Origin of the sequence: Tenuifilum sp. 4138str (assembly GCF_041102575.1) — a bacterium.
Classification (GTDB): domain Bacteria; phylum Bacteroidota; class Bacteroidia; order Bacteroidales; family Tenuifilaceae; genus Tenuifilum; species Tenuifilum osseticum.
The window spans coordinates 67570-89615 of sequence record NZ_JBGCUE010000014.1 but is presented as its reverse complement, the minus strand read 5'-3'; the positions used below and the strand labels follow the sequence as shown (position 1 = coordinate 89615).

Below are 22046 nucleotides of genomic sequence, written 5' to 3'. Positions count from 1 at the left end.
CATTTGTATTTTTAACCTAATTAGCATATATTTGTATTACAATCTGAAGCAATTCACAATAAGGATTATTCCGTTGTGAAAACATTTAAGGCGGGGCAACTCGCCTTTCTTTTTTATACCCTTTTCTTTTTCCGTTTCCGCTCTAAATGCTTAACATAAAAATATTAAAAATCTTAATAAACAAAAAGACATAAAATCATATCATTCTAAATTTTTAAAATTGCACATTCTGCCAGTATGTCATTTTGTGCATTGGGTAGTTACATTCCCAATATATGTTAAATTGTACTCGTCTTTGTGACCAGTTTTAAATCTTTACCTTAACTTGTGCATGATTTTTGATACCAATGACATCGGAATTATTAACCTTAAAAACCATACAGCAATGAACATCAGCAAGAAATGGATTGTGGCAGGTATTGTTATCCTGCTGGTTGTCTTTATTTACAGCTCCATTAAGGGCACATACAACAACATGGTAAAAAAGGATGAGGGTGTAAAAGCGCAGTGGGGCAATGTGGAAACAGCCTACCAGCGCAGGCTCGATCTTATCCCCAACCTGGTAAATACGGTTAAGGGCTATGCCAACTTTGAGCAGCAAACCCTTACCCAGGTAATTGAGGCCAGAGCAAAAGCCACAAGCGTAAACATCAAGCCCGATAACCTGAACGAGCAAAGCTTAAAGCAGTTCCAGGCAGCTCAGGGTGAGTTAAGCAGTGCCTTGGCTCGCTTAATGGTTGTGGTTGAGCAGTACCCTAACCTAAAAGCCAATGAGCAGTTCGTTAACCTGCAAGCTCAGCTTGAAGGCACGGAGAACCGTATTGCCGTTGAGCGTCGTAAGTTTAATGAGTTGGTTCAGGATTACAACTCGTACATCCGCCAGTTCCCCAAAAATATATGGGCTAGCCTGTTTGGCTTTGAGAAGAAGGGTTACTTTGAGGCTGAAGCTGGTGCCGAAAAGGCTCCAAAGGTTGATTTCACCAACTAGCATCAATTTTGAACCATGAAACCCAAGGATTACTTCACCCCTGCCCAGCAAGGTCAAATTGTTGAAGCCATTGAGCAAGCCGAAAGGCAAACCTCAGGCGAAATCAGGGTGCACGTGGAGTGGGAATGCAAGGGTAGCCCACTGGATAGGGCTGCCCGTATTTTTTCCATGCTCAAAATGCACAAGACAAAGCTACGCAATGGGGTTCTATTTTACCTATCGCTCAAGGACCACAAGTTTGCCATACTGGGCGATGTGGGCATAAACGTAAAAGTGCCCGAAAACTTTTGGGACACTATAAAGGAAGCCATGCTGGCCGAGTTTAAGGAGGGTCGCCTTACCGAGGGTTTGGTTAAGGGAATTGGAATGGCTGGCGAGCAGCTATCGGCTCACTTCCCGTATGACCCCAACACCGATACCAACGAGCTGAGCGATGAAATATCGTTTGGTTAAAAAAATGATTTTAATATGAAGCGAATACTTTATACCATACTCTCGTTGTTGGCTCTTACAGTGCCTGTAAAGGCACAGGATATCCCCGACCCCATGTCGCCACCCCGGCTGGTAAACGATTTTGCCGGTATCCTTTCGGCTGATGAGCAGAACGCCCTTGAGCAGAAGCTGCGGGCCTATAACGACACTACATCAACCCAAATCTATGTGGTAACCGTTAAGGACCTCAACGGTTACGAACCTTCGGATTTTGCTTTTAGACTTGGCGAAAAGTGGGGTGTTGGCCAAAAGGGAAAGAACAACGGAATAGTTATTCTGATTAAACCTAAGATTGGTAACGACAAAGGCCATGCATTCATAGCCACAGGCTATGGCATGGAGGAGGTAATACCCGATGCAACAGCCCGACAGATTGTAGATAAGGAGATGATTCCTTACTTTAAGGAGAACCGTTACTACAAAGGGATTGATGCTGCCATTAACGTGATTATTGATTTGGCAGCGGGGCTTTACACCGCCGATGAGTACTACAGCGGCGAATCGCCTTGGCCTGGCATCATATTCATCATAATCTTTTTTGCTACTATCTTCCTATCGGCACGTAGGGGTAATAGGCTACAGGGTGGCAGTATAGGAAGAAATCTGCCATTTTGGCTGTTGATGAGTAGCATGGGTAGTGGCAGAGGTAGTAGCTTTGGTCACTTCTCGTCGGGGTCAGGTAGTTTTGGCGGATTTAGCGGTGGTGGTGGCGGCAGCTTTGGCGGCGGCGGCGCAGGTGGTAGCTGGTAACAAAAGAAAAAGGTTGATGGCTAACAAACAAGTAGCTCGATTAACATTGTTAAATTAAAAGAAAATCATCATGGCAAAGAATGAAATCCACTGCAACGGCGCTGCCGGAACCCTTTACGGGCTAGGATTTATTGGTGCGGCAATTTACTACATCTCCGCAGCAACATCGTTCTGGGTTGGTGTACTGGGGTTCCTAAAGGCGTTGGTTTGGCCTGCATTGCTGGTATACGGATTACTCAAGCATTTCGGGCTTTAGACTATAAAAGTTATTTAGACGATATTATCCCCGCACGCCTAAAGGCGTGCAGGGTTTTTCGATATTTTGTATTAGCTATTAGAATTCTGGAGTCTACGTCGTTTAGTTAAGGTTGTTTGTAATATTGGGTCCCGATATAAATAGGGATAAACTCCGCCGAAACATAACAACGAGGGATGAATAGAGATCCTTCGCTCCCCGCTAGGGCGGGACAGGCCGCTCAGGATGACAAGCGGAGTTGACAGTTGATGGTTGATAGTGAAAAAAACATTTCACTAAACACTAAAAACCAAACACTGCTCTCCCTCTTCCCTGTAAACTGCACACTGTACACTGCACACTATTCAAAAGATCCTTCGCTGCGCTCAGGATGACAAAAACAATGTCAGTTCTTCTATCTATACAACATTGAATCTAGAATTAGTCCAGTAGTTGGCTGTTATTCTTCAATTCCAGCCATATCGGACCATCCGCTAACGGTAATGGTTTGGCTGTAGTTGTCGTATGTGATGGTAACAGTAACCGTTCTATTATCGGTTGCCCAGTGGGTAATGGGCAAATTGGTAAAGCCATCGTAATTGGGTTGATCGTAAAGCATAACCTCTACACCACTACCATTGTCAACCCCTAAACGATATTCAGCCCAGTGGCCGCTTGGTAGGTCAAGGGTAAAATAGATATGCTGGCCAGGAGCAATCCGTTGTCCATTCTTAAGAATGTTTTCACTCCAGGGTTCGGTTGGCTGAAGCTGTGAATCAACTGGTCCACGGTTTCGGATTTGCAGGGTTGTAATGGTGTACTGTGATTCCGGATCGTTGATGAACTTTACATACAGGGTATCCTTTTTGATTTCGTTTTCATCATTTTTATCGCACGAGAATGAGCCGAGAACCATTACCGCTGCTAACAGCGCAAACGCAAAATACTTTAGATAGTTCATATTTTAAAGGATTTGAAATTTTTGCAATGTAATCAAAAATCAATACTATATGTTGAAATGCCGCATTAATCGATAAGGTAAGCTTAATGAATAAATATAACGCCCATTGCAGGGCGTTAATGGTATTGATGATAATTAATAAGCTTATTCGAGCAGTGAATCGTCAACCAGAATGCGGCCGCAGTACTCGCAAACAATTACCTTCTTATGCATCTTGATGTCGAGCTGGCGCTGGGGTGGAATTTTATTGAAGCAACCACCACAGGCATCGCGCTGAACAGTAACCACAGCAAGACCATTACGGGCATTGCCCCTGATGCGCTTGTAGGCAGTTAGCAATCGGGGTTCAATGTTCAGGGCATACTCTTCGCTGAGGCGGTAAAGTTCATCCTCCTCTTTCTGGGTTTCCTGGGTGATATTCTCGAGTTCCTGTTTCTTAACGTTCAAATCGTGTGTACGCTCCTCAACGGTTTTCTCAGTTTGCTCAACCTGTTGTTTTTTATCCTTTATCTGCTGGGTGTACTCCTTAATGCGCTTGTTGCAAAGCTCAATCTCAAGGGTTTGGTATTCAATCTCCTTGGTTAGTGAGTCGTACTCCCTATTGTTGCGAACGTTTTTCTGCTGCTCCTGATACTTCTTGATAAGAGCCTCGGCATCCTTGATTTCAATTTTTTTCTGGTTGATTTGGGTTTCCAAATCGTGTATCTCTTTCTTGTAGTTTTCGATACGGGTAGTAAGACCTTCAATTTCATCTTCCAGATCCTGAACCTCAAGGGGAAGCTCCCCGCGTAGCAATTTAATCTTATCAATTTTGGAATCTACCTGCTGGAGCTTATAAAGGAAACGGAGTTTCTCCTCAATGGACAGTTCAGTGCTCTGCTCAGCCGGTTTGATCTTCTCTTTAGCCATAATCTATATGTAGTTAATAGGATTAGTTCGTACTTTGGATTTTAAGACTGCAAAATTAGATATTTTTTTTGAGAGTAAATCATAAAAAATATCAATGGTAAATTGTTCGCTTTCAAAATGTCCGATATCAAGGATTACAATTCGATTTTCAGCATCGAAAAACTGGTGGTATTTCACATCGGCGGTAATAAAAACATCGGCATTGGCAGCAATAGCATCATTCAAAAGCGAAATGGCGCTACCCCCGCATATGGCAACCCTGGAAATAAACTCCTTAACAGGATTTGTGTACCTAACACTAGGGGCCCTGAATTGTTGCTTAACATGCTTAACGAAATCGATAGTATTCATTGGCTCAGGTAAGTTGCCTACCACTCCCAACCCAGCCTTTTTATAGGGTAAATCGAGGGGGTAAACATCGTAGGCAACCTCTTCGTAGGGATGAGCCTCAACCATAGCTTTAACCACAGCGTTGAGTATGTGACGGGGCACAATGGTCTCAACCCTAACCTCGGGCTCAAAGTGGATTTTGCCCTTTTCGCCAACGAACGGATTTGTGCCATCGCCAGCCCTGAAGGTTCCTTGACCCTGAATGTTGAAGGAGCAAGAATCGTAGTTTCCAATAACCCCTGCGCCAGCATTGAACATAGCCTGCCGAACAGCCTCAGCGTACTCAGTAGGAACAAAGGTAACCAGCTTTACGAGTTGACCGGTAAGCGGGCTTAACACCTGAGTGCTGGTTAAGCCTAAAACCTCAGCCATTTTAAAGCTAACACCACCCTGCACGCTGTCGATATTTGTATGGGCGGCGTAAATGGCAATATTGTTTTTTATGGCATTAACCACAACCTGTTCAACGTAACTTTTGCCAGTTATGCGCTTAAGCCCCTTAAAAATTACAGGGTGATGGGCCACTATCAGGTTTGCCCCTCCTTCAACAGCCTCAGCAACTACTTGTGGTGTAACATCAATTGTAAGCAAAACACCAGTCACCTCCATGTTAGCATCGCCAACAATAAGGCCGGAGTTATCGTAAACTTCCTGAAAAGCAAGCGGGGCAAACGATTCCAGGATTGAGGTTACTTCTCTAACAGTCATAAACGCTTAATCGAGCAAATCGCGAATTTCAATGAGCATGCCCTTAATCTCGGTAAGGCACTCCACAATCTTGTAATTATCGGTAAGTTCCTCCTTTTGAGCCGAAAGCTTTTTACGGGCACCTTCAAGGGTCATTCCCTGTTCTTTAACCAGATGGTAAATCAGTTTGAGGTTTTCGATATCGTTCTTGGTAAAGTAGCGATTGCCTTTTTTGTTCTTATGGGGCTTTATTATATCAAAATTTTTTTCCCAAAAGCGGATTAACGAGGTGTTTACGCCCAACATCTCGGCCACTTCGCCAATGGAGTAGTAGTACTTTTCAATTTTTTTCTCTTTGTATGGCATTTTAGTAAGGATTGGCTAATCGAAACTTTGCGTGGGTTGCGAGGCAATATCAACCAGTTTCTCGTATTGTTCGGGTGTTAAGTCGTTAAAGTAGTAGTGAATGGGGTTAACGGGCTGGCCATTCCGGTGCACCTCGTAATGTAAATGGGGAGCCACCGATGTTCCAGTGTTGCCAACATATCCAATAACCATACCGCGCCTAACACGCTGCCCCTTTCGTACGGCAATCTTGCTCATGTGAGCGTAAAGGGTTGAATAACCAAAGCCATGGTCAATAATAACATGATTGCCATAGCCACGCTGAGCATAAACAACATTAACCACTACCCCATCGCCAGTAGCAAATATTTCGGTTCCTGTAGGTGCGGTAAAGTCCATACCGTTATGCATTTTAAGCACCTTATAGAAAGGGTGAATGCGCATGCCAAACGATGAGGCCACACGGGTTAGCTCCTTATCGCGAATAGGCATAATGGCAGGGATGCTGCGCAGCATCTTGTCCTTGCGTTTAGCCAAATCGGTTATCTCATCGAATGAGCGGCTTTGGATGTATGCTTTTTTGGTTAGGGCATCAACCTTCTTGGTGGTTTCAATAATCAGCTTGCTATTGGATAGCTTCTCCAGTTCAGCATAACGGTTTACACCACCTATACCGGCCTCGCGAATTGTGGCAGGAATGGGTTCAGCCTCAAAAATGATACGGTAAATACCCTCATCGCGACGCTGTAAATTGTTGATTACGGAGTTTAGCTGTTCAATGCGACGGGTTATAAGCTCGTAGTTAGTAAGCAGTTCCTGGTTTTCACGTTTCAACTTTCTAACCTCAAGGGTATCAATAAAAATTGGGAAGACCAGATACGAGATAAAGCCAATTACAAATACTGCAATGATGTATTTAGCCACAAGCAAAATTTTTTCCCTTAAGGTTCTTTTTTCCTTAACGAAAACAAGCTGTTCGGGATGAAATTTATACTTATGCTTTACCATATAGCCTTAATCCAAAAATTGACTTGAATACTTCTTGAGCATGTTTTGGTAGTCGTCCTCGGTCATGTCGTTAAAGTAGTTGATTGGATTCACGGGTTTACCACGGAGTATAACCTCATAATGGAGGTGTGGGCCAGTACTTTTACCTGAATTACCGAGCAACCCTATTTCCTCGGCCCGTTTAACCCGTTGTCCAACCTTTACCAGCACTTTACTTAGGTGGGCATAACGCGTCTTATATCCAAAGCCATGATCAACTACAACATGGTTGCCATAGCCGTGGAAGGAGTAACCGGCTTCAACCACAATTCCATCGCCAGTGGAATAGATAGGGGTACCAACTGAGCCCACAAAATCAATTCCGGCATGCATGGTAATGGCCCCGTTTATGGGATCGCGACGGAAACCGTACAAACTTGAAACTCTAATCAAATCCTTTGTGTTGATAGGCTGAATGGCTGGAACGCATAAAATCATCTTTTCCTTATTCTTAGCCATTTCAGCAACATCATCAAAAGAGCGCGATTGAACGTAGGCTCGCCAGGTAAGCTCATCGAGCGCCCTTAGGGTCTTTATAAGGGTTAATGAGTTGGTAGCTGAACGTAGGTTAGCATACTTATCCACACCACCATAACCACCCCTGCGAATGGTGTTAGGAATGGTATCGGCCTCAAAAATAGCCCGGTAAATATTATTGTCCTTGGCTTCAAGTACCGCCAAAGCATTGCTCAGCTCAAATATTTGCTTTTGAGCCAACTCATATTTAAGTACGTACTCAGCATTAGCCCTTTTAAGCGACTGCTCAACTGGAGTATCGTATATAACAGAAAACGTATAGCCTAACCCCAAAAAAACACCTGCATAAAATCCCAAATGAATTAGTATCTTTGCAAACTGTTTGTAAAGAGGTATTCGAATAACATCGAATTTGAGTGTATGGGGGTTAAATTGGTATTTAAATCTTGCCATGTCCTTTAACACAAATTGTTACAATGTAACACACTTTTGACAAACTGCAACAAAACTATGGTAAAAATATTTTTTACACAAGTAAAAAGAACATTTTTTTTACTTTAAATAGTTAAATAGAGAATATTAACATTTTCAATACTAACTTTTTATGACTTCAAAGGAATTGCGTCAGAAATTTTTAGACTTTTTTGCTGGCAGGTCGCACCAAATTGTGCCTTCGGCACCAATGGTAATTAAGGATGACCCAACGCTGATGTTCACCAATGCAGGCATGAACCAGTTTAAGGATATTTTCCTTGGCAACGCACCGGTTAAGTATCCCCGAGTAGCCAACTCGCAGAAATGCCTAAGGGTATCGGGCAAGCATAACGATTTGGAGGAGGTTGGTCATGATACCTACCACCACACTATGTTTGAGATGCTTGGGAACTGGTCGTTTGGCGATTACTTTAAACGCGAAGCCATTGATTGGGCCTGGGAGTTTCTGGTTGAAGTACTTAAAATAGATAAGAACAGGCTTTACGCAACAATATTTGAGGGTAGCCCTGACGAAGGAATTGAGCGCGACCTTGAGGCTTTTGAGTGCTGGAAGAAACACCTGCCCGAAGGCAGAATCCTTCTTGGAAATAAAAAGGATAATTTCTGGGAAATGGGCGATACAGGACCTTGCGGACCCTGTACCGAGATTCATATTGATTTACGCGATGATGATGAGCGTAAGGCTATACCCGGTGAGCAAATGGTTAATAAGGGGCATCCCCAGGTAATTGAAATCTGGAACCTTGTATTCATCCAATTCAACCGTAAAGCCAATGGTTCATTAGAGCCACTTCCGGCCAAGCATGTTGATACGGGTATGGGCTTTGAACGTTTGGCCATGGTGGTTCAGGGCAAAAAGAGCAACTACGATACCGATGTTTTCACGCCAATTATTGACCGTATATCGCAAATGTGCGGAATACCCTATGGGACTGATCCTAAGGCAGATGTGGCCATGCGCGTTATTGCTGACCACCTCAGGGCAATCAGTTTTTCTATTGCCGATGGGCAACTACCATCCAACGTCAAGGCTGGGTATGTAATACGCCGCATTCTCCGTAGGGCGGTTCGATACGGTTACACATTCCTGAACTTCCGCGAACCGTTTATCGATAGCCTTGTGGCCGTTCTGGTTGAACAAATGGGCGACCACTACCCTGAACTTAAGGCACAGCAAACCCTCATCACCAATGTAATTAACAAGGAGGAGGCAACATTCCTGCGCACTCTTGAAACGGGTATCAAGCTGCTTGAGCAGCTTATTGAAAAGGCTGCAAAGGAAAACAGAACCGAGATTTCGGGTAAGGATGCCTTTGTGCTCTACGATACCTATGGTTTCCCGCTCGACCTTACTGAACTCATTTTGCGTGAGCATAACCTGAGCGTTAACCGCTCAGAGTTCGATGCCGAGATGGCTACCCAAAAGGAACGCTCCAGAGCTGACGCTGCAGTTGAAGCTGACGATTGGATTAACGTGACCAATGCGGAAAAGGTTGAGTTTGTTGGGTATGACACTCTTAAAACCGACGCCCGCATTATCCGTATGCGAACGGTTAAAACCAAGGGGAAAGAGCAGTACCACGTTGTGCTCGACCGCACTCCTTTTTACGCTGAATCGGGCGGTCAAGTGGGCGATTCGGGATTACTTGAGAGCGACTCGGAATCCATTAAGGTGATTAACACCTTTAAGGAGAACAACCTTATTATACATCTTGTAGATAGATTGCCTCAAAACCCCAACTCGTCGTTCTTTGCCACAGTTGATTACGAAAAACGAATTCGAACTGCTAATAACCACTCAGCTACACACCTGCTTCACAATGCGCTCCGCGCAATTCTGGGCACCCATGTGGAGCAAAAAGGTTCATTGGTTCACCCCGATTACTTGCGTTTCGACTTCTCACACTTCCAAAAAATGACCGATGAGGAGATACGTAAGGTGGAACAACGGGTTAACAAGCTTATCCGACAGAACATACAGCTCGATGAACACCGAAGTGTTCCCATGGAACAGGCTCAAAAAATGGGAGCCATTGCCCTATTTGGCGAAAAGTATGGCGAAAATGTAAGGGTTATTAAGTTTGGCGAGTCGGTTGAGCTTTGCGGTGGAACCCACACCAAGGCTACCGGTAACATTGGTTACTTCAAGATTGTTTCGGAGGGAGCAATTGCAGCAGGGGTACGCCGTATTGAAGCAATTACCGGCGAAAAAGCCGAAGAGTTTGTTTACTCACAGATTGATACAATCAACCAGGTAAAGTCAACTCTTGGCAATCCACCAAACGTTATTCAGGCTGTATCCAAGCTGGTTGATGAAAACAACCTGCTAAAAGATCAGCTAAATACCCTACAAGCCGAAAAACTAAAAGCGGTTAAAGCTGAGCTTAAAGCAAAGGCTACCGAGCGTAATGGTATCAACCTGATTTGCGAGCGCATAAGCATTGGTAATGCCGATGCCATAAAAGATTTAGCATTCCAGCTGAAAAATGAGGTGCCAAACCTTTTCCTGGTATTGGGTTCTGAAGCCGATGGCAAAGCGCTTCTTACCATTATGATAAACGAAACGCTTGTTGAGAAGCATGGCCTAAATGCAGCTGCTATTGTTAAGGAAGCCGCAAAGGAAATCCAAGGTGGCGGTGGCGGACAACCATTCTTTGCCACAGCTGGAGGTAAAAACCCCGATGGATTGGACAAAGCGTTAGCCAAAGCCAAGGAAGCAATAAAGTAGAAATCATAAAGGCTGCCCCAAATAAGGCAGCCTTTAATTTATTGTCAAAAAAATAAACGATTCTACTTAACAATGCCTGCAAAGCCCATAAAGGCCAGAGCAAGAATACCTGCGGTGAGTAGAGCAATGGGAACACCCTTCATCCCTTTAGGAACGTTTGCTAAATCAAGATGTTCCCTTATCCCAGCTAAAACTACAAGAGCTAAACCAAAACCTATTGCGCTGGCGCCAGCAAAAACCACTCCTTCCATTAAGTTAAAATTCTTCTTTATTACTAGAATGGCTACACCAAGCACAGCACAGTTTGTAGTGATAAGGGGAAGAAATATACCTAGGGCCTGGTATAATGCAGGGCTCAGCTTTTTCAGCATAATCTCCACCATTTGCACCAGCGATGCAATGACCAAAATAAAAACAATGGTTTGCATAAAGCCAATCCCTAAGGGATTTAGCACATAATGTTGCAATAAAAATGTAACAATGGTTGCTAGCACCATTACAAAAGTTACAGCTCCAGCCATTCCTGCTGAGGTACTTATCTTTGAGGATACCCCAAGAAAAGGACAAATGCCAAGGAATTGCGACAGAACAACGTTGTTTACAAATATGGCGGCAATTATAATTATTAAATATTCCATAGTTTTTCCTCCTATTTCTTGAGTCGATTAAAAATAGCAATCAAATATGCAAGAGCAATAAATGCCCCAGGAGCTAAGACAAATACTAATATAGGGTCGTGAAAGAAAACTTCTTTAGGCCAAATCGGTTCTTTTGGAATGATTGGTAATCCAAAAATTGAAAAGTTCCCCAGAATTTCTCTAACGCCACCAAGCAAAGTTAGAGCAAAAGTAAAGCCAACCCCCATACCTAACCCATCCAAAAATGAATCAAAAATTGTATTCTTATTGGCAAATGCTTCAGCTCTTCCCAGCACTATGCAGTTCACTACTATTAGTGGGATAAATATTCCCAAGTTCTCATAAAGTTTGGTTGCATAAGCCTGCATAACTAAATCGACAATGGTAACAAATGTTGCAATAACAACTATGTAGGAAGGGATACGTACCTTATCAGGGATAAATCGGGCAATGGCAGAAATCACAACATTTGAGCTTAACAAAACAAAAGTAGTAGCAAGGCCCATCCCCATACCATTGAAGGCCGATGAAGTAGTAGCCAAGGTGGGACACATTCCAAGAACCAAAACAAATATTGGGTTCTCTCTGAGTATTCCTTTTGTGAATTGGGCAACTTTACTCATTGTACACCTCCTTTCTTAAGTTCATTATAGGCACGAGTAAGGGCATCGCAATATGCTCTCGAAGTGATTGTTGAAGCTGTTATTGCATCTACATCTCCCCCATCTTTTTTTACCATTAGCTTAAAATCCTCGGGACTTTTACCCTCGAACTGAAGGCTAAATTCCGATTTTTGGGGTTCAATTTTGTCGCCCAAACCGGGTGTTTCCTTGTGTGAGATAACAGCAATCTTATTAATGGTTCCATCGGGAAGGAAACCAACCATGAGCTCAATTAAACCAGCAAAACCATTGTTGCTAAAGGTTTTTACTGCTGTTCCTACAGGTTGCCCTTCCTTTGTAGCCGGATAAAAGGTAAGTTCGCCACCATCAACAGCAACACTGTAAGCCTCGTTTCCGGGTTGATTATCAAACTCGGGGAGTACAGCCTTAATGGCATTATTTATTTTTGCCTGCTGTGCAAGGGCAATTGGCTCCTTGGTTGATTGGTAAACCAGGCCAAGCGCCGCAGAAGCTACCAGGGTAATAACCAGCAGGGTAGCCGCCATATTCTTGAAATTCGATTCCACCTTAGCCATTGCGCTTTACCTCCTCTCCAAAACGTTTAGGTTTAACATATCGGTTGATTAATGGCACAAAGGCGTTCATGATTAGAATGGCAAACGAAACGCCCTCAGGGTATGCTCCCCATACCCTTATAATCACTGTTAACAACCCTATACCAATACCAAAAATCAGCATTCCTTTTGGGTGCATGGGCGAGGTAACATAATCGGTTGCCATGTATATGGCACCAATCATTACACCTCCGGTAACCAAGTGAAAAATTGGGTCGGCATTCAGTTCAGGGTTTATTAGCCATAGGATACCCGTGAAAACAAAAATGGTTGTGAAAATAGATATTGGAATATGCCAGGTTATCACCTTTTTATAGAGTAACCACGCAAAACCTATGAGTAGAGCCAAGGCTGATATTTCGCCAAGCGAACCACCCATAACCCCCATGAAAAGCTGAAGGTGCGAGGGAATTTGGTCAGCAATTTGCGAAATGGTATCACCCTTTTTTAACCCTTCCTTCAGTATAGCCAGGGGTGTTGGGCCTGTAATAGCATCGATATACTTTAAACGCGATTCAATTGGCAGTGGCCAACTGGTCATCTGAACCGGGAAGGATATCAGCATGAAAACGCGAGCCGCTAAAGCGGGGTTGAACGGATTGCTTCCCAACCCACCAAAGCTCATTTTGGCAACTCCAATGGCAAATAAGCTACCAATTACAACAATGTACCAGGGCAAGTTGCTTGGAACGTTAAAGGCAAGCAGCAAACCTGTAACAATGGCTGAACCATCGGTAATGGTAGGCTGAACCTTAAGGATGAACTTTTGAATAAGATATTCAAACAGAACACATGAGAGTACCGAGAGTAATGTAACTATTAGGGCACCTACGCCAAAGTAGTAAAGTGAAACCGCAAATGCGGGCATAAGCGCCAATACCACGTTGAACATAAGTCGGCTGGTCGATTCGCCGCTATGCACATGGGGTGATGGTGAAACTACAAGTTTACTATCCATTATCTTTTTAAGTTTGGCTGGTTATGTCAAATTAGTTCTTTCGAGCCCTGATGATTTTATTCACTTCGCTCTTACCTAACCTGATGTAATCGAGCAAAGGAAGGTTTGCCGGGCACTCAAAGCTGCACGATCCGCACTCCATACAATCGAGTACACGCTCATGCTCCATTTTGTCGAACATCATACGCTGGCTCATACGAATGAGTAAGTATGGTTCAAGCCCCATGGGACAGGCTGTAACACACTTGGCGCAGCGTATACATACGCTATCAGCCTTACGTCTCGATTCGTTTGCAGGGAAAACGATTATACCCGATGTACCCTTGGTAACCGGAACAGAAATATCGGTTACCGCTTTACCCATCATGGGGCCGCCGTTAACCACCTTAGCAGTATCGTCGGGTAAACCACCGGCAGCAGCTATCAGGTCAGTAACCGGTGTACCAATTCGAACTAAAAAGTTTGATGGTTTGGCTAAGTTTTTCCCGGTTACGGTAACCACGCGCTCAAAAAGGGGCTTATTCTTTTGAACTGCCTCGTAAACCGCAAAAGCTGTACCCACATTGTGTACAACTGCACCTATATCTATAGGTAAGCCACCCGATGGAACCTCGCGGTTGATGAGCGCTTTAATAAGCTGCTTTTCACCCCCTTGAGGGTATTTTACCTTTAGCGCATGAACGCTAATGCCTTGGTAATCCTTTGAAATATCGGAAAGATATTTAATGGCATCGGGCTTGTTATTCTCAATGCCAATCATTGCCTTGTCGACACCTAAGGCTCTCATGAGCAACTGAATACCCACCATCAGCTCATGCCCCTTTTCGAGCATCAAGCGGTGATCCGATGTGAGGTATGGTTCACACTCAACACCATTAATTATGAGCACATCCGCTTTTTTGCCGGTTGGAACCGAAAGCTTAACATGCGAAGGGAATGTTGCTCCGCCAAGACCAACAATACCAGCCTCGGATATTTTCTTGATGATGGTTTGAGCATCGGCAATGATTGTGCGGTTTAGCTCAGGCGATCTATCAATTGTGGGTTCCCACTCATCGCCCTCAACTACAATTGTTACAGCTTGACGCTTGTAGCCGGAACTGTCGAGAACTGGATCAACCGATTCAACTGTACCCGACACCGATGAATGAATATTGGCCGAGACAAATCCTGCGCTTTGAGCAATAAGCTGGCCAACCTTAACTTTATCGCCCTTAGCAACCACTATGGTTGCAGGTGCTCCAATGTGCTGCGATACAGGAATGCTTACCTTTGCAGGTAGCGGCAACACCTCAATGGGCCTATCGGCCGAAAATTTATTCTCAGGCGGATGAACGCCTCCTTTAGCAAATGTCTTCAACATTACTATATGGTTATGTTAGGTGTTACAATTAATTATTTTCTACATTCTCAGCTTGCCCTTCGACCTTTTGCTTACGTGGTGGGAAGTTTATTTCAAGGATTGCCCCAGTAGGACACTCCTCCACGCACTTACGGCAAAGCTTACACTTGTTGTAATCGATATAGGCAAGGTTATTTTCAAGGGTGATGGCATCGTGGGGGCAAACCTTAACACACTTTCCACAGCCAATGCATGCCACCTGGCAAGCCTTACGGGCTGGGCCACCCTTATCCTTGTTAATACACGATACAAAGATGCGCTTACCCTTAGGTCCCTTTTTGCGAAGCTCAATGATGAACTTTGGACATGCCTTAACGCAAGCACCGCAAGCGGTACACTTCTCCTCATCTATCACGGGTAAAAGGGTTACCGGATCGATATAAATGGCATCGAACTTACAAACGGCTACGCAATCGCCTAAGCCAAGGCAACCATACTGGCAACCTGTATCGCCACTATATAGGGCCGTGGCCAGCTTACACGATGATGCGCCATCGTACTCCACAAGGCGCTTCCGGTGCTCTGGGCTACCAGAGCAGCGTACAACGGCAATCATAGGATCCTTTGCCTCGGCGGTCTGTCCAAGAACCTCGGCAGCTTTAGCCATAGTATCGTTACCACCCACAGGGCAAAACAACGACCCAATATCGTCAGTTTTAACGAATGCCTCGGCAAAGCCCCGGCAACCGGGATATCCACACCCGCCACAGTTAGCCCCGGGCAGTACGGCCTCAACCAAATCGATACGCGGATCCTCAATTACCTTAAATTTCTGAGCCACAAGGTATAACACTATGGCAAGCGCCACACCTAAAAGGCTAAGAACTAAAACTGCTGTAATAATGATAGAATTCATAGATTAGGTTGGTTTTACTTATAATTTCTCAATATCAAAATGAAACTGTTTCTCAATACTTTTCCTAAATAAGTAAAGCATAAGGTAGTAGGGTACAAGAACAGCCAACGAGAGCAAACCCGATACTGACTCGCTAAACCCCAAGGCGTTGAACACAAAAAGGGAAACAACAAGAACGATTAACGGAAGGATGTATCCCAAAAATAAAGCCTTGAAACCAAGCGATTGCTGCATGGTAACCTTAACGGTTTCGCCTACAGTGTAATTGTGGTATGGCTTTGATACTACTACCTGTTTCTCGGCAACATCGGCTGCAGAACAGGCCCCTTTAGCATGACAGCTGGCGCAAGCGGACTGGCTGATTATTGTTACCCGAATATCGGTTGCAGTTATTGCCTCAACACGTCCTAAATGCTCAATAACATTGGGTTTTGAAGACATCTACGGAAAACGTTTGAAATCAACCACAAAAATAATTTTCTTTAGTATACAATTCAGCCGTAAATGCAATTTGGAATCATTCTAAACATTTGCAAATTAATAACCAATGTCGATTAGATAACCAACTGACCCTCCTTTTGTCATCCTGAGCGTAACGAAGGATCTTTTGAATAGTGTGCAGTGTACAGTGTGCAGTTTACAGGGAAGATGAAGAATAGTGTTTGGTTATTAGTGTTTAGTGAAATGCTTTTTTTCACTATCAACTATCAACTGTCAACTCATTGTCATCCTAAGCGGCCTGTCCCGCCCTAGCGGGGAGCGAAGGAGCTCTAATCGGCCCTAAAGAGATGTTTCGCTAACGCTAAACATGACAATAGTCTTGGGAACTTATCAAAAACAAGTAACACAGAGTTAAACAATGTAATACAGTGTTTCACAGAGTAAATGACATGACATTCACGGACAACGAACAACGATTCACGAACAACGAACAACATATCTAGCCCCGTAGGGGCGGAACATTTGTAACTAAATGAAACTTCCGTATGTACAGCGATGCACGCAATTCATTTTCCAAAGAGCAAGGAGAAAGCGTTGCATCGCAATAGAAATAGCAGGGCAAAGAGCGATTGTCTGAAAAACAATAAAAAGGAATAAAGGATTATAGGCACAAAGAGATGCTTCGACAAGCTCAGCATGACAAAGAAGCAGAAGGGAAGATAGGGTTTTGTCATCCCGAGCGAAGTCGAGGGATCTCATAAAAGGTTGAAAAGAGATGCTTCGACTAGCTCAGCATGACAATATATTCACGAACATCGAGCAACGAGCAACAAACAACGAACAACGTCTCCAGCCCCGTAGGGGCGTATTACCAATGTAAAGTTCAGCAATCGATTGCATGGCTTTTACCTTAAATCTGTTTGAAATTCTTCATAAATCTGCCGTTAATAATACCTTTGCTATCTTATGAAATTGATAATTGCAGTGTTTAAAAGATTTTTTTTCCTATTAGGGTTACCGCTTTTAGTACTGACTGGGTACACACAAGGAGTAGTTGAGAACAATCCGCTGTTCGATGATAGTGAGGTTGCACGTATCGATATCACAATTAATCCTACATACTTACAAAGTATACTGCAAGCTGGAAATGAAGAGAGTAACACTGAATACCCTGCCACTTTCAGCTTCACTTCATCGAAATTTACGGCCGTAGTGGAGAATGCTGGTTTCAGGTTAAGGGGTAATACCTCGCGCTACGCCCAAAAGAAATCGTTTAAGGTATCGTTTAATACCTTTGAACCCGGAAAGAAGTTGAAGGGTATTGAAAAATTGAACCTAAACGGTGAACATAACGACCCATCGATTGTTCGCTCCAAGCTAGTTTGGGATTTAATGGGTGAAATTGGTTTACCCGCTCCACGTGCAAACCATGTTAGGCTTTATATTAACAATCAGTATTACGGGCTATACATCAACGTTGAACATATAGATGAGAATTTTGTGAAAGCACGGTTTGGCAACAACGATGGAAATCTTTATAAATGTCTATATCCGGCCGATTTAACATACCGGAGCAGTGACCCTAATGCCTATAAATTTGTTCAAAACGGATACCGTGTATATGATCTAAAAACCAATACCGAACAGGACAACTATTCCGACCTTGCACAACTTATTGATATTATTAACCGCACATCCATATCGGATTTGCCAGCTAAACTTGAGCCAATATTTGATGTTAATAACTTCTTGAAATACCTAGCAGTTGAGGCGTTAACAGGAAACTGGGATGGATACTCATACAACAAGAACAACTTTTACCTTTACAGAAATACAGCCACCGGACGCTTTGAGTTCATACCCTACGATACCGATAACACATTTGGAATTGACTGGTTCAATATTGACTGGGCAACACGCAACGTAACCACATGGGTAAGCAGCCAGGCGCGACCTTTAACAAAAAACATACTTGCAGTTGATGTTTACCGCAAGCGCTACTACTTTTACCTAAAGCAGCTAATAAACGGAGCCTTTTCAACTAATTCCATTCAGTCCAAGGCTATTGCTCTACGATCAAAAATTGAAGCCTACGCCACTATCGATCCTTTCCGACCGCTCGATTACGGATGGAGTAGTTCCGATTTCTATAGTTCCTACTTCAATGCACTTGGCGGGCACGTTAAGTACGGTTTAATCCCTTACGTAACCAAGCGCATACAATACGCAAACTCTCAGTTTAGTATCGGTGATATTCCGCCAATTGTTTCCAATGTTAGCTGGTTAGCTTACGGTTACAAAGCTCCAGTTACAGTTTTTGCCGATGTTGACGATGAAGAGAAGGCTAACCTAAAACTATACTTCAAAGCTGATGATAGCAATTGGCAAAGCATTGAAATGCAAAACACCAACCGCAACCACTACATTTCCACTTTGGGGCCATGGAGCAAACCTGTTAAAGCTATCAGCTTCTATTTTGAATGCACCGATAAGGGCGGTAAAACAACCCGCGAGCCACTCAACGGTGAGTATTCAATAAAATTCAATCAAATTGCAATACCCATTTGCATTAACGAGGTGATGACATCCAACCAATCCACCTATCCGGATGAGTATGGCAACTACTCCGACTGGATTGAGCTATACAACTACGGCAAAAATCCCATATCGCTACAGGGCATGAGCATAAGCGATAGCTTGGGTAAACCCGGGAAATGGGCTCTGCCCAGCATCACTATTTACCCAGGTGAGTTTCTGCTTCTTTGGGCCGATGGTGAACCCGAAAAAGGCAATAACCACTTACCTTTCCGACTCAGTAGCCAAGGCGAAGAAATTGGGCTTTTTACATCTAAAACCGATGGGTACAAGCTAATTGATGGTTACCAGTTTGGCAAAATAGCCAAAAATGAGAGTTTTGGCTACTACCCCAATGCTGTCGGCTTGCCTCAAGCACTGCTTAGCCCAACACCCGGAAAAAGTAATGTGTACACATCCAAACGGATTGATATGGTGTTACCTGAAATTATTGCCTACCCCAACCCATTTACTGAATCTGTTACAATTACCCTATCGTACCAACCTGCCTACGACTACACTATTTCAATAGTTAACCCTCAAGGAATTACCGTGCTGGAGCATTTCATGAAAAAAGACGATAACCCAAAGCTAACCTGGCACCCACAAAACCTTTCAAAGGGTACATACTTAATAGTTTTTACAATTCACGGCAAGCAAAATCAACTTATTAAACCGCAAAAAGTTATTTTTGAAAAATTTTGAATTGATGATACGGAATAAACTGTCATTGATTTTTGCATCTACTTTACTAATAGTCACAAATGCTAGCTCGCAGGTTGCTCGCACATTATGGAGCGGTGCTGAACTCCAGCTTCCCTTTTCAAAAGCATTTCGTGTTACGTTCTCCCCTGAGCTAAGGCTAACCGACGAAAAGAGAATTGATGATTTTATTCTTGAAGCCGAGGCTCAACTTCGTATCCATAAACTCCTGCAGCCTACTTTTTCATACAGATATTACAGGTTTTACGATGACCCGGGTGAATACTTTAATGGTCAACGGTTAGGAGCAGGTATAAACTCATCGGTTGAGTTGGGTCGATTTAAACTGACCAATCGCATTTACTACTTTCATAGGCTAATAAACCGTTACGGTTATGGCTACTCCATTGAAACAAGGCGCGAACTCCGCGAAGGTATCAAAATAACATACAACATAAGGCGAACAAAGCTTGAACCCTTTGTGCAGGCCGAAATTTACTACGATATTTCACCCGACCGTAACCATGAATTTTCAAGAGTCAGAATCAGAACCGGTTTGGAATACCCTTTCTCAAAGCGGTCGAGTATAGACCTGTTTTTCCAAATACAGGATAAGCTGAATACAAGCAACCCACTCCGAACCTACACTTTTGGTATTTTTTACAACTATAAGCTACCTACATCAAAACCCAAATCGGTTGATATAGAGTAAATGTATTATTAACCATTTTAATGTATTACCTTTGCAGCAATTTTATTGCTGTTTTACAATGATTTCGGTTAATAATCTTACGCTTAGCTTTGGTGGGTTCGACCTATTTAAGGGGATAAGCTTTCAGCTAAACGATAATGAGCATGTTGGGCTTGTTGGAAAGAATGGAGCAGGTAAAACCACATTGCTAAGGCTAATTGCTGGCGAACTACAACCCACAAAGGGAAATATCTCATTACCCAGTGATATTAGGTTAGGGTATTTGCCCCAACAAATGAAGCTGGCCTCGGGAAAAACCGTAATAGAGGAAACCCGCAAGGCTTTCGCCGAAACAATTCAAATAAAAAATTACATTAACCACATCTCGGAGCAAATTTCACACCGCACCGATTACGAAAGCAAGGAGTACCTTGAGCTTATCAATAAGCTCACCGAATTAAACGACCGCTATGCCATACTTGAAGGCGATAGCGCCGATGCACGGGCAGAGCAAACCCTTTTGGGCTTAGGTTTTAAGCGAGCCGATTTTAGCCGTCAAACCACTGAGTTTAGCGGGGGATGGCGCATGCGTATTGAACTGGCCAAGATATTACTCCAGAACCCACAGGTTTTGCTGCTCGACGAGCCAACCAATCATTTGGATATTGAATCGATACAGTGGTTGGAGGATTACCTTAAAGACTTTCAGGGTGCCCTACTGCTTATTTCGCACGACCGTGCATTTCTGGATAATGTTACCCAGCGAACCATTGAAATCTCGCTTGGTAATGTTTACGATTACCGTGTACCCTACTCGCAATACGTGGAGTTGCGCCGTGAACGGCGTGAACAGCAATTGGCCGCCTACCGTAACCAACAAAAGCTCATTGAGGATACCCAGGAGTTTATCGACAGGTTCCGCTACAAGGCCACCAAGGCTGTTCAGGTGCAATCGCGTATTAAGATGCTTGAACGGATGGATATTATTGAGGTTGATGAGGAAGACAGTGCTACCCTGAATATTCGTTTCCCCGAAGCACCCCGCTCAGGCGATGTGGTTATTGAGGCCAAGGAGGTTTCGAAAAGCTTTGGAAACAAGCATGTTTTTTCCGATGTCCATTTTACCATTGAACGCGGCCAAAAGGTGGCCTTTGTTGGCCGTAATGGCGAAGGGAAAACTACCATGAGCCGCATAATTGTTGGTGAACTCCCTTACGATGGACACCTCAAAATTGGTCATAATGTTACCATAGGTTACTTTGCCCAAAATCAGGATGAACTGCTCGATGGGAGCCTAACCGTACTTGAAACCATTGACCACGTGGCTGTAGGAGATATTCGCACCCGTATGCGCGATATACTTGGTGCATTCCTCTTCCGTGGCGAGGATGTTGATAAACGGGTTAGCGTACTATCCGGAGGTGAACGGAACCGGCTCGCCATGGCGAAGCTAATGCTTCAACCCTACAACCTGCTTGTACTCGACGAGCCCACTAATCACCTTGATATGCGCTCTAAAGATGTTCTGAAAAATGCCCTTCAGGCATTTAATGGAACCCTAATCCTTGTTTCGCATGACCGCGATTTCCTAAACGGGCTGGTAGATAAAATCTATGAGTTTACCGATGGTAAGGTAAAAGAACACCTTGGCGGTATATACGATTTTTTGCAGCGCAAAAAGTTGCAAAACTTAAAGGAATTGGAACGTAAACAGGTTGAGCAAAAAGCAAAAAACTCAACCAGCACAAACTCCGAACAAAAAATACAGTGGGAGGAACGTAAAGAACTCGACCGGCAAATCCGCAAGCTGGAGTCGCAAGTTGAGAAGCTGGAAAAGGAAATCGCAATGCTGGAAAGCACTATTGCCGAAACCGATACTAAGCTATCGAACCCTACAACCCATGGCATTGACCTATCCGATAAGGATTTTTTCAAAAAATACGAAAGCCATAAGACTGAACTTATGGAAAAAATGGAGCAGTGGGAAAATCTACTTGCTCAAGTTGAAGAACTAAAAACAAAACGAAACAAAACAAACTAACA

General features: G+C 43.6%; 21 protein-coding genes. 8 read left to right on the top strand and 13 right to left on the bottom strand.

The window, feature by feature from the left end; all coding sequences use genetic code 11:
- Positions 1-385: 385 nt before the first annotated feature.
- The 4 genes from AB6811_RS12485 to AB6811_RS12470 all read left to right on the top strand — a co-directional run bounded on the left by AB6811_RS12485 (position 386) and on the right by AB6811_RS12470 (position 2486).
- On the top strand, positions 386-988 hold the full coding sequence (locus AB6811_RS12485) for a LemA family protein (protein WP_369490828.1): 603 nt from the start codon (positions 386-388) through the stop codon (positions 986-988).
- Between the two features lie 15 nt (positions 989-1003).
- Positions 1004-1441: a TPM domain-containing protein gene (locus AB6811_RS12480; protein WP_369490827.1), complete on the top strand. Its 438-nt coding sequence runs from the start codon at positions 1004-1006 to the stop codon at positions 1439-1441.
- 15 nt (positions 1442-1456) lie between these two features.
- The gene (locus tag AB6811_RS12475) at positions 1457-2230 is read left to right on the top strand and encodes a TPM domain-containing protein (protein WP_369490826.1); all 774 of its coding nucleotides are present in this window, start codon (positions 1457-1459) and stop codon (positions 2228-2230) included.
- 70 nt (positions 2231-2300) lie between these two features.
- Positions 2301-2486: a hypothetical protein gene (locus tag AB6811_RS12470; RefSeq protein WP_369490825.1), complete on the top strand. Its 186-nt coding sequence runs from the start codon at positions 2301-2303 to the stop codon at positions 2484-2486.
- 439 nt (positions 2487-2925) lie between these two features.
- Here the strand turns inward: AB6811_RS12470 and AB6811_RS12465 are convergent, their stop codons facing one another.
- The 6 genes from AB6811_RS12465 to AB6811_RS12440 form a co-directional block, all read right to left on the bottom strand.
- On the bottom strand, positions 2926-3426 hold the full coding sequence (locus AB6811_RS12465; RefSeq protein WP_369490824.1) for a hypothetical protein: 501 nt from the start codon (positions 3424-3426) through the stop codon (positions 2926-2928).
- A gap of 144 nt (positions 3427-3570) precedes the next feature.
- The gene (locus AB6811_RS12460) at positions 3571-4335 is read right to left on the bottom strand and encodes a zinc ribbon domain-containing protein (RefSeq protein ID WP_369490823.1); all 765 of its coding nucleotides are present in this window, start codon (positions 4333-4335) and stop codon (positions 3571-3573) included.
- Positions 4336-4338: 3 nt separating this feature from the next.
- Positions 4339-5433 (bottom strand): Nif3-like dinuclear metal center hexameric protein, encoded by a 1095-nt coding sequence (locus AB6811_RS12455; RefSeq protein WP_369490822.1) that lies wholly within the window; start codon positions 5431-5433, stop codon positions 4339-4341.
- A 6-nt stretch (positions 5434-5439) separates the two neighbouring features.
- Entirely contained in the window at positions 5440-5778 is a 339-nt protein-coding gene (locus tag AB6811_RS12450) for a MerR family transcriptional regulator (protein ID WP_369490821.1), read from the bottom strand.
- Positions 5779-5793: 15 nt separating this feature from the next.
- Positions 5794-6765 carry a M23 family metallopeptidase gene (locus tag AB6811_RS12445; protein WP_369490820.1) on the bottom strand — a complete coding sequence of 324 codons (972 nt, stop codon included), beginning with the start codon at positions 6763-6765 and terminating at the stop codon, positions 5794-5796.
- A 6-nt stretch (positions 6766-6771) separates the two neighbouring features.
- Positions 6772-7734, bottom strand: a complete 963-nt coding sequence (locus AB6811_RS12440; RefSeq protein WP_369490819.1) for a peptidoglycan DD-metalloendopeptidase family protein — start codon at positions 7732-7734, stop codon at positions 6772-6774.
- A gap of 151 nt (positions 7735-7885) precedes the next feature.
- On the opposite strand from AB6811_RS12440, the gene alaS reads away from it, so the two are divergent.
- Entirely contained in the window at positions 7886-10504 is a 2619-nt protein-coding gene (alaS, locus tag AB6811_RS12435; RefSeq protein ID WP_369490818.1) for an alanine--tRNA ligase, read from the top strand.
- A gap of 62 nt (positions 10505-10566) precedes the next feature.
- Here alaS and AB6811_RS12430 read toward each other — a convergent pair whose 3' ends face one another.
- From AB6811_RS12430 to AB6811_RS12400, 7 genes are read right to left on the bottom strand one after another with little or no spacing between them, the layout of a single operon-like run.
- Positions 10567-11142 carry an electron transport complex protein RnfA gene (locus tag AB6811_RS12430; protein ID WP_369490817.1) on the bottom strand — a complete coding sequence of 192 codons (576 nt, stop codon included), beginning with the start codon at positions 11140-11142 and terminating at the stop codon, positions 10567-10569.
- A gap of 11 nt (positions 11143-11153) precedes the next feature.
- Positions 11154-11765: an electron transport complex subunit RsxE gene (gene rsxE, locus AB6811_RS12425; RefSeq protein ID WP_369490816.1), complete on the bottom strand. Its 612-nt coding sequence runs from the start codon at positions 11763-11765 to the stop codon at positions 11154-11156.
- Positions 11762-12340, bottom strand: coding sequence for an RnfABCDGE type electron transport complex subunit G (locus AB6811_RS12420; RefSeq protein WP_369490815.1), 579 nt, complete (start codon positions 12338-12340; stop codon positions 11762-11764). Before AB6811_RS12420 ends, rsxE begins: the two co-directional genes overlap by 4 nt.
- Positions 12333-13337, bottom strand: a complete 1005-nt coding sequence (locus tag AB6811_RS12415) for an RnfABCDGE type electron transport complex subunit D (protein ID WP_369490814.1) — start codon at positions 13335-13337, stop codon at positions 12333-12335. Before AB6811_RS12415 ends, AB6811_RS12420 begins: the two co-directional genes overlap by 8 nt.
- Before the next feature lie 31 nt (positions 13338-13368).
- Complete coding sequence (gene rsxC, locus AB6811_RS12410) at positions 13369-14700, bottom strand: electron transport complex subunit RsxC (RefSeq protein ID WP_369490813.1); 1332 nt, start codon at positions 14698-14700, stop codon at positions 13369-13371.
- Between the two features lie 28 nt (positions 14701-14728).
- Positions 14729-15595, bottom strand: coding sequence for a Fe-S cluster domain-containing protein (locus tag AB6811_RS12405; protein ID WP_369490812.1), 867 nt, complete (start codon positions 15593-15595; stop codon positions 14729-14731).
- Positions 15596-15613: 18 nt separating this feature from the next.
- Positions 15614-16036 (bottom strand): SoxR reducing system RseC family protein, encoded by a 423-nt coding sequence (locus tag AB6811_RS12400; protein WP_369490811.1) that lies wholly within the window; start codon positions 16034-16036, stop codon positions 15614-15616.
- Between the two features lie 966 nt (positions 16037-17002).
- Here AB6811_RS12400 and AB6811_RS12395 point away from each other — a divergent pair.
- Genes AB6811_RS12395 through AB6811_RS12385 form a run of 3 tightly spaced genes read left to right on the top strand, consistent with a single transcriptional unit; the run spans position 17003 to position 22044 of the window.
- Positions 17003-19315, top strand: coding sequence for a CotH kinase family protein (locus AB6811_RS12395; protein WP_369490810.1), 2313 nt, complete (start codon positions 17003-17005; stop codon positions 19313-19315).
- A gap of 4 nt (positions 19316-19319) precedes the next feature.
- Positions 19320-20024, top strand: coding sequence for a DUF2490 domain-containing protein (locus tag AB6811_RS12390; RefSeq protein WP_369490809.1), 705 nt, complete (start codon positions 19320-19322; stop codon positions 20022-20024).
- 58 nt (positions 20025-20082) lie between these two features.
- Positions 20083-22044 carry an ABC-F family ATP-binding cassette domain-containing protein gene (locus tag AB6811_RS12385; protein WP_369490808.1) on the top strand — a complete coding sequence of 654 codons (1962 nt, stop codon included), beginning with the start codon at positions 20083-20085 and terminating at the stop codon, positions 22042-22044.
- The last annotated feature ends 2 nt before the right edge of the window (positions 22045-22046 follow it).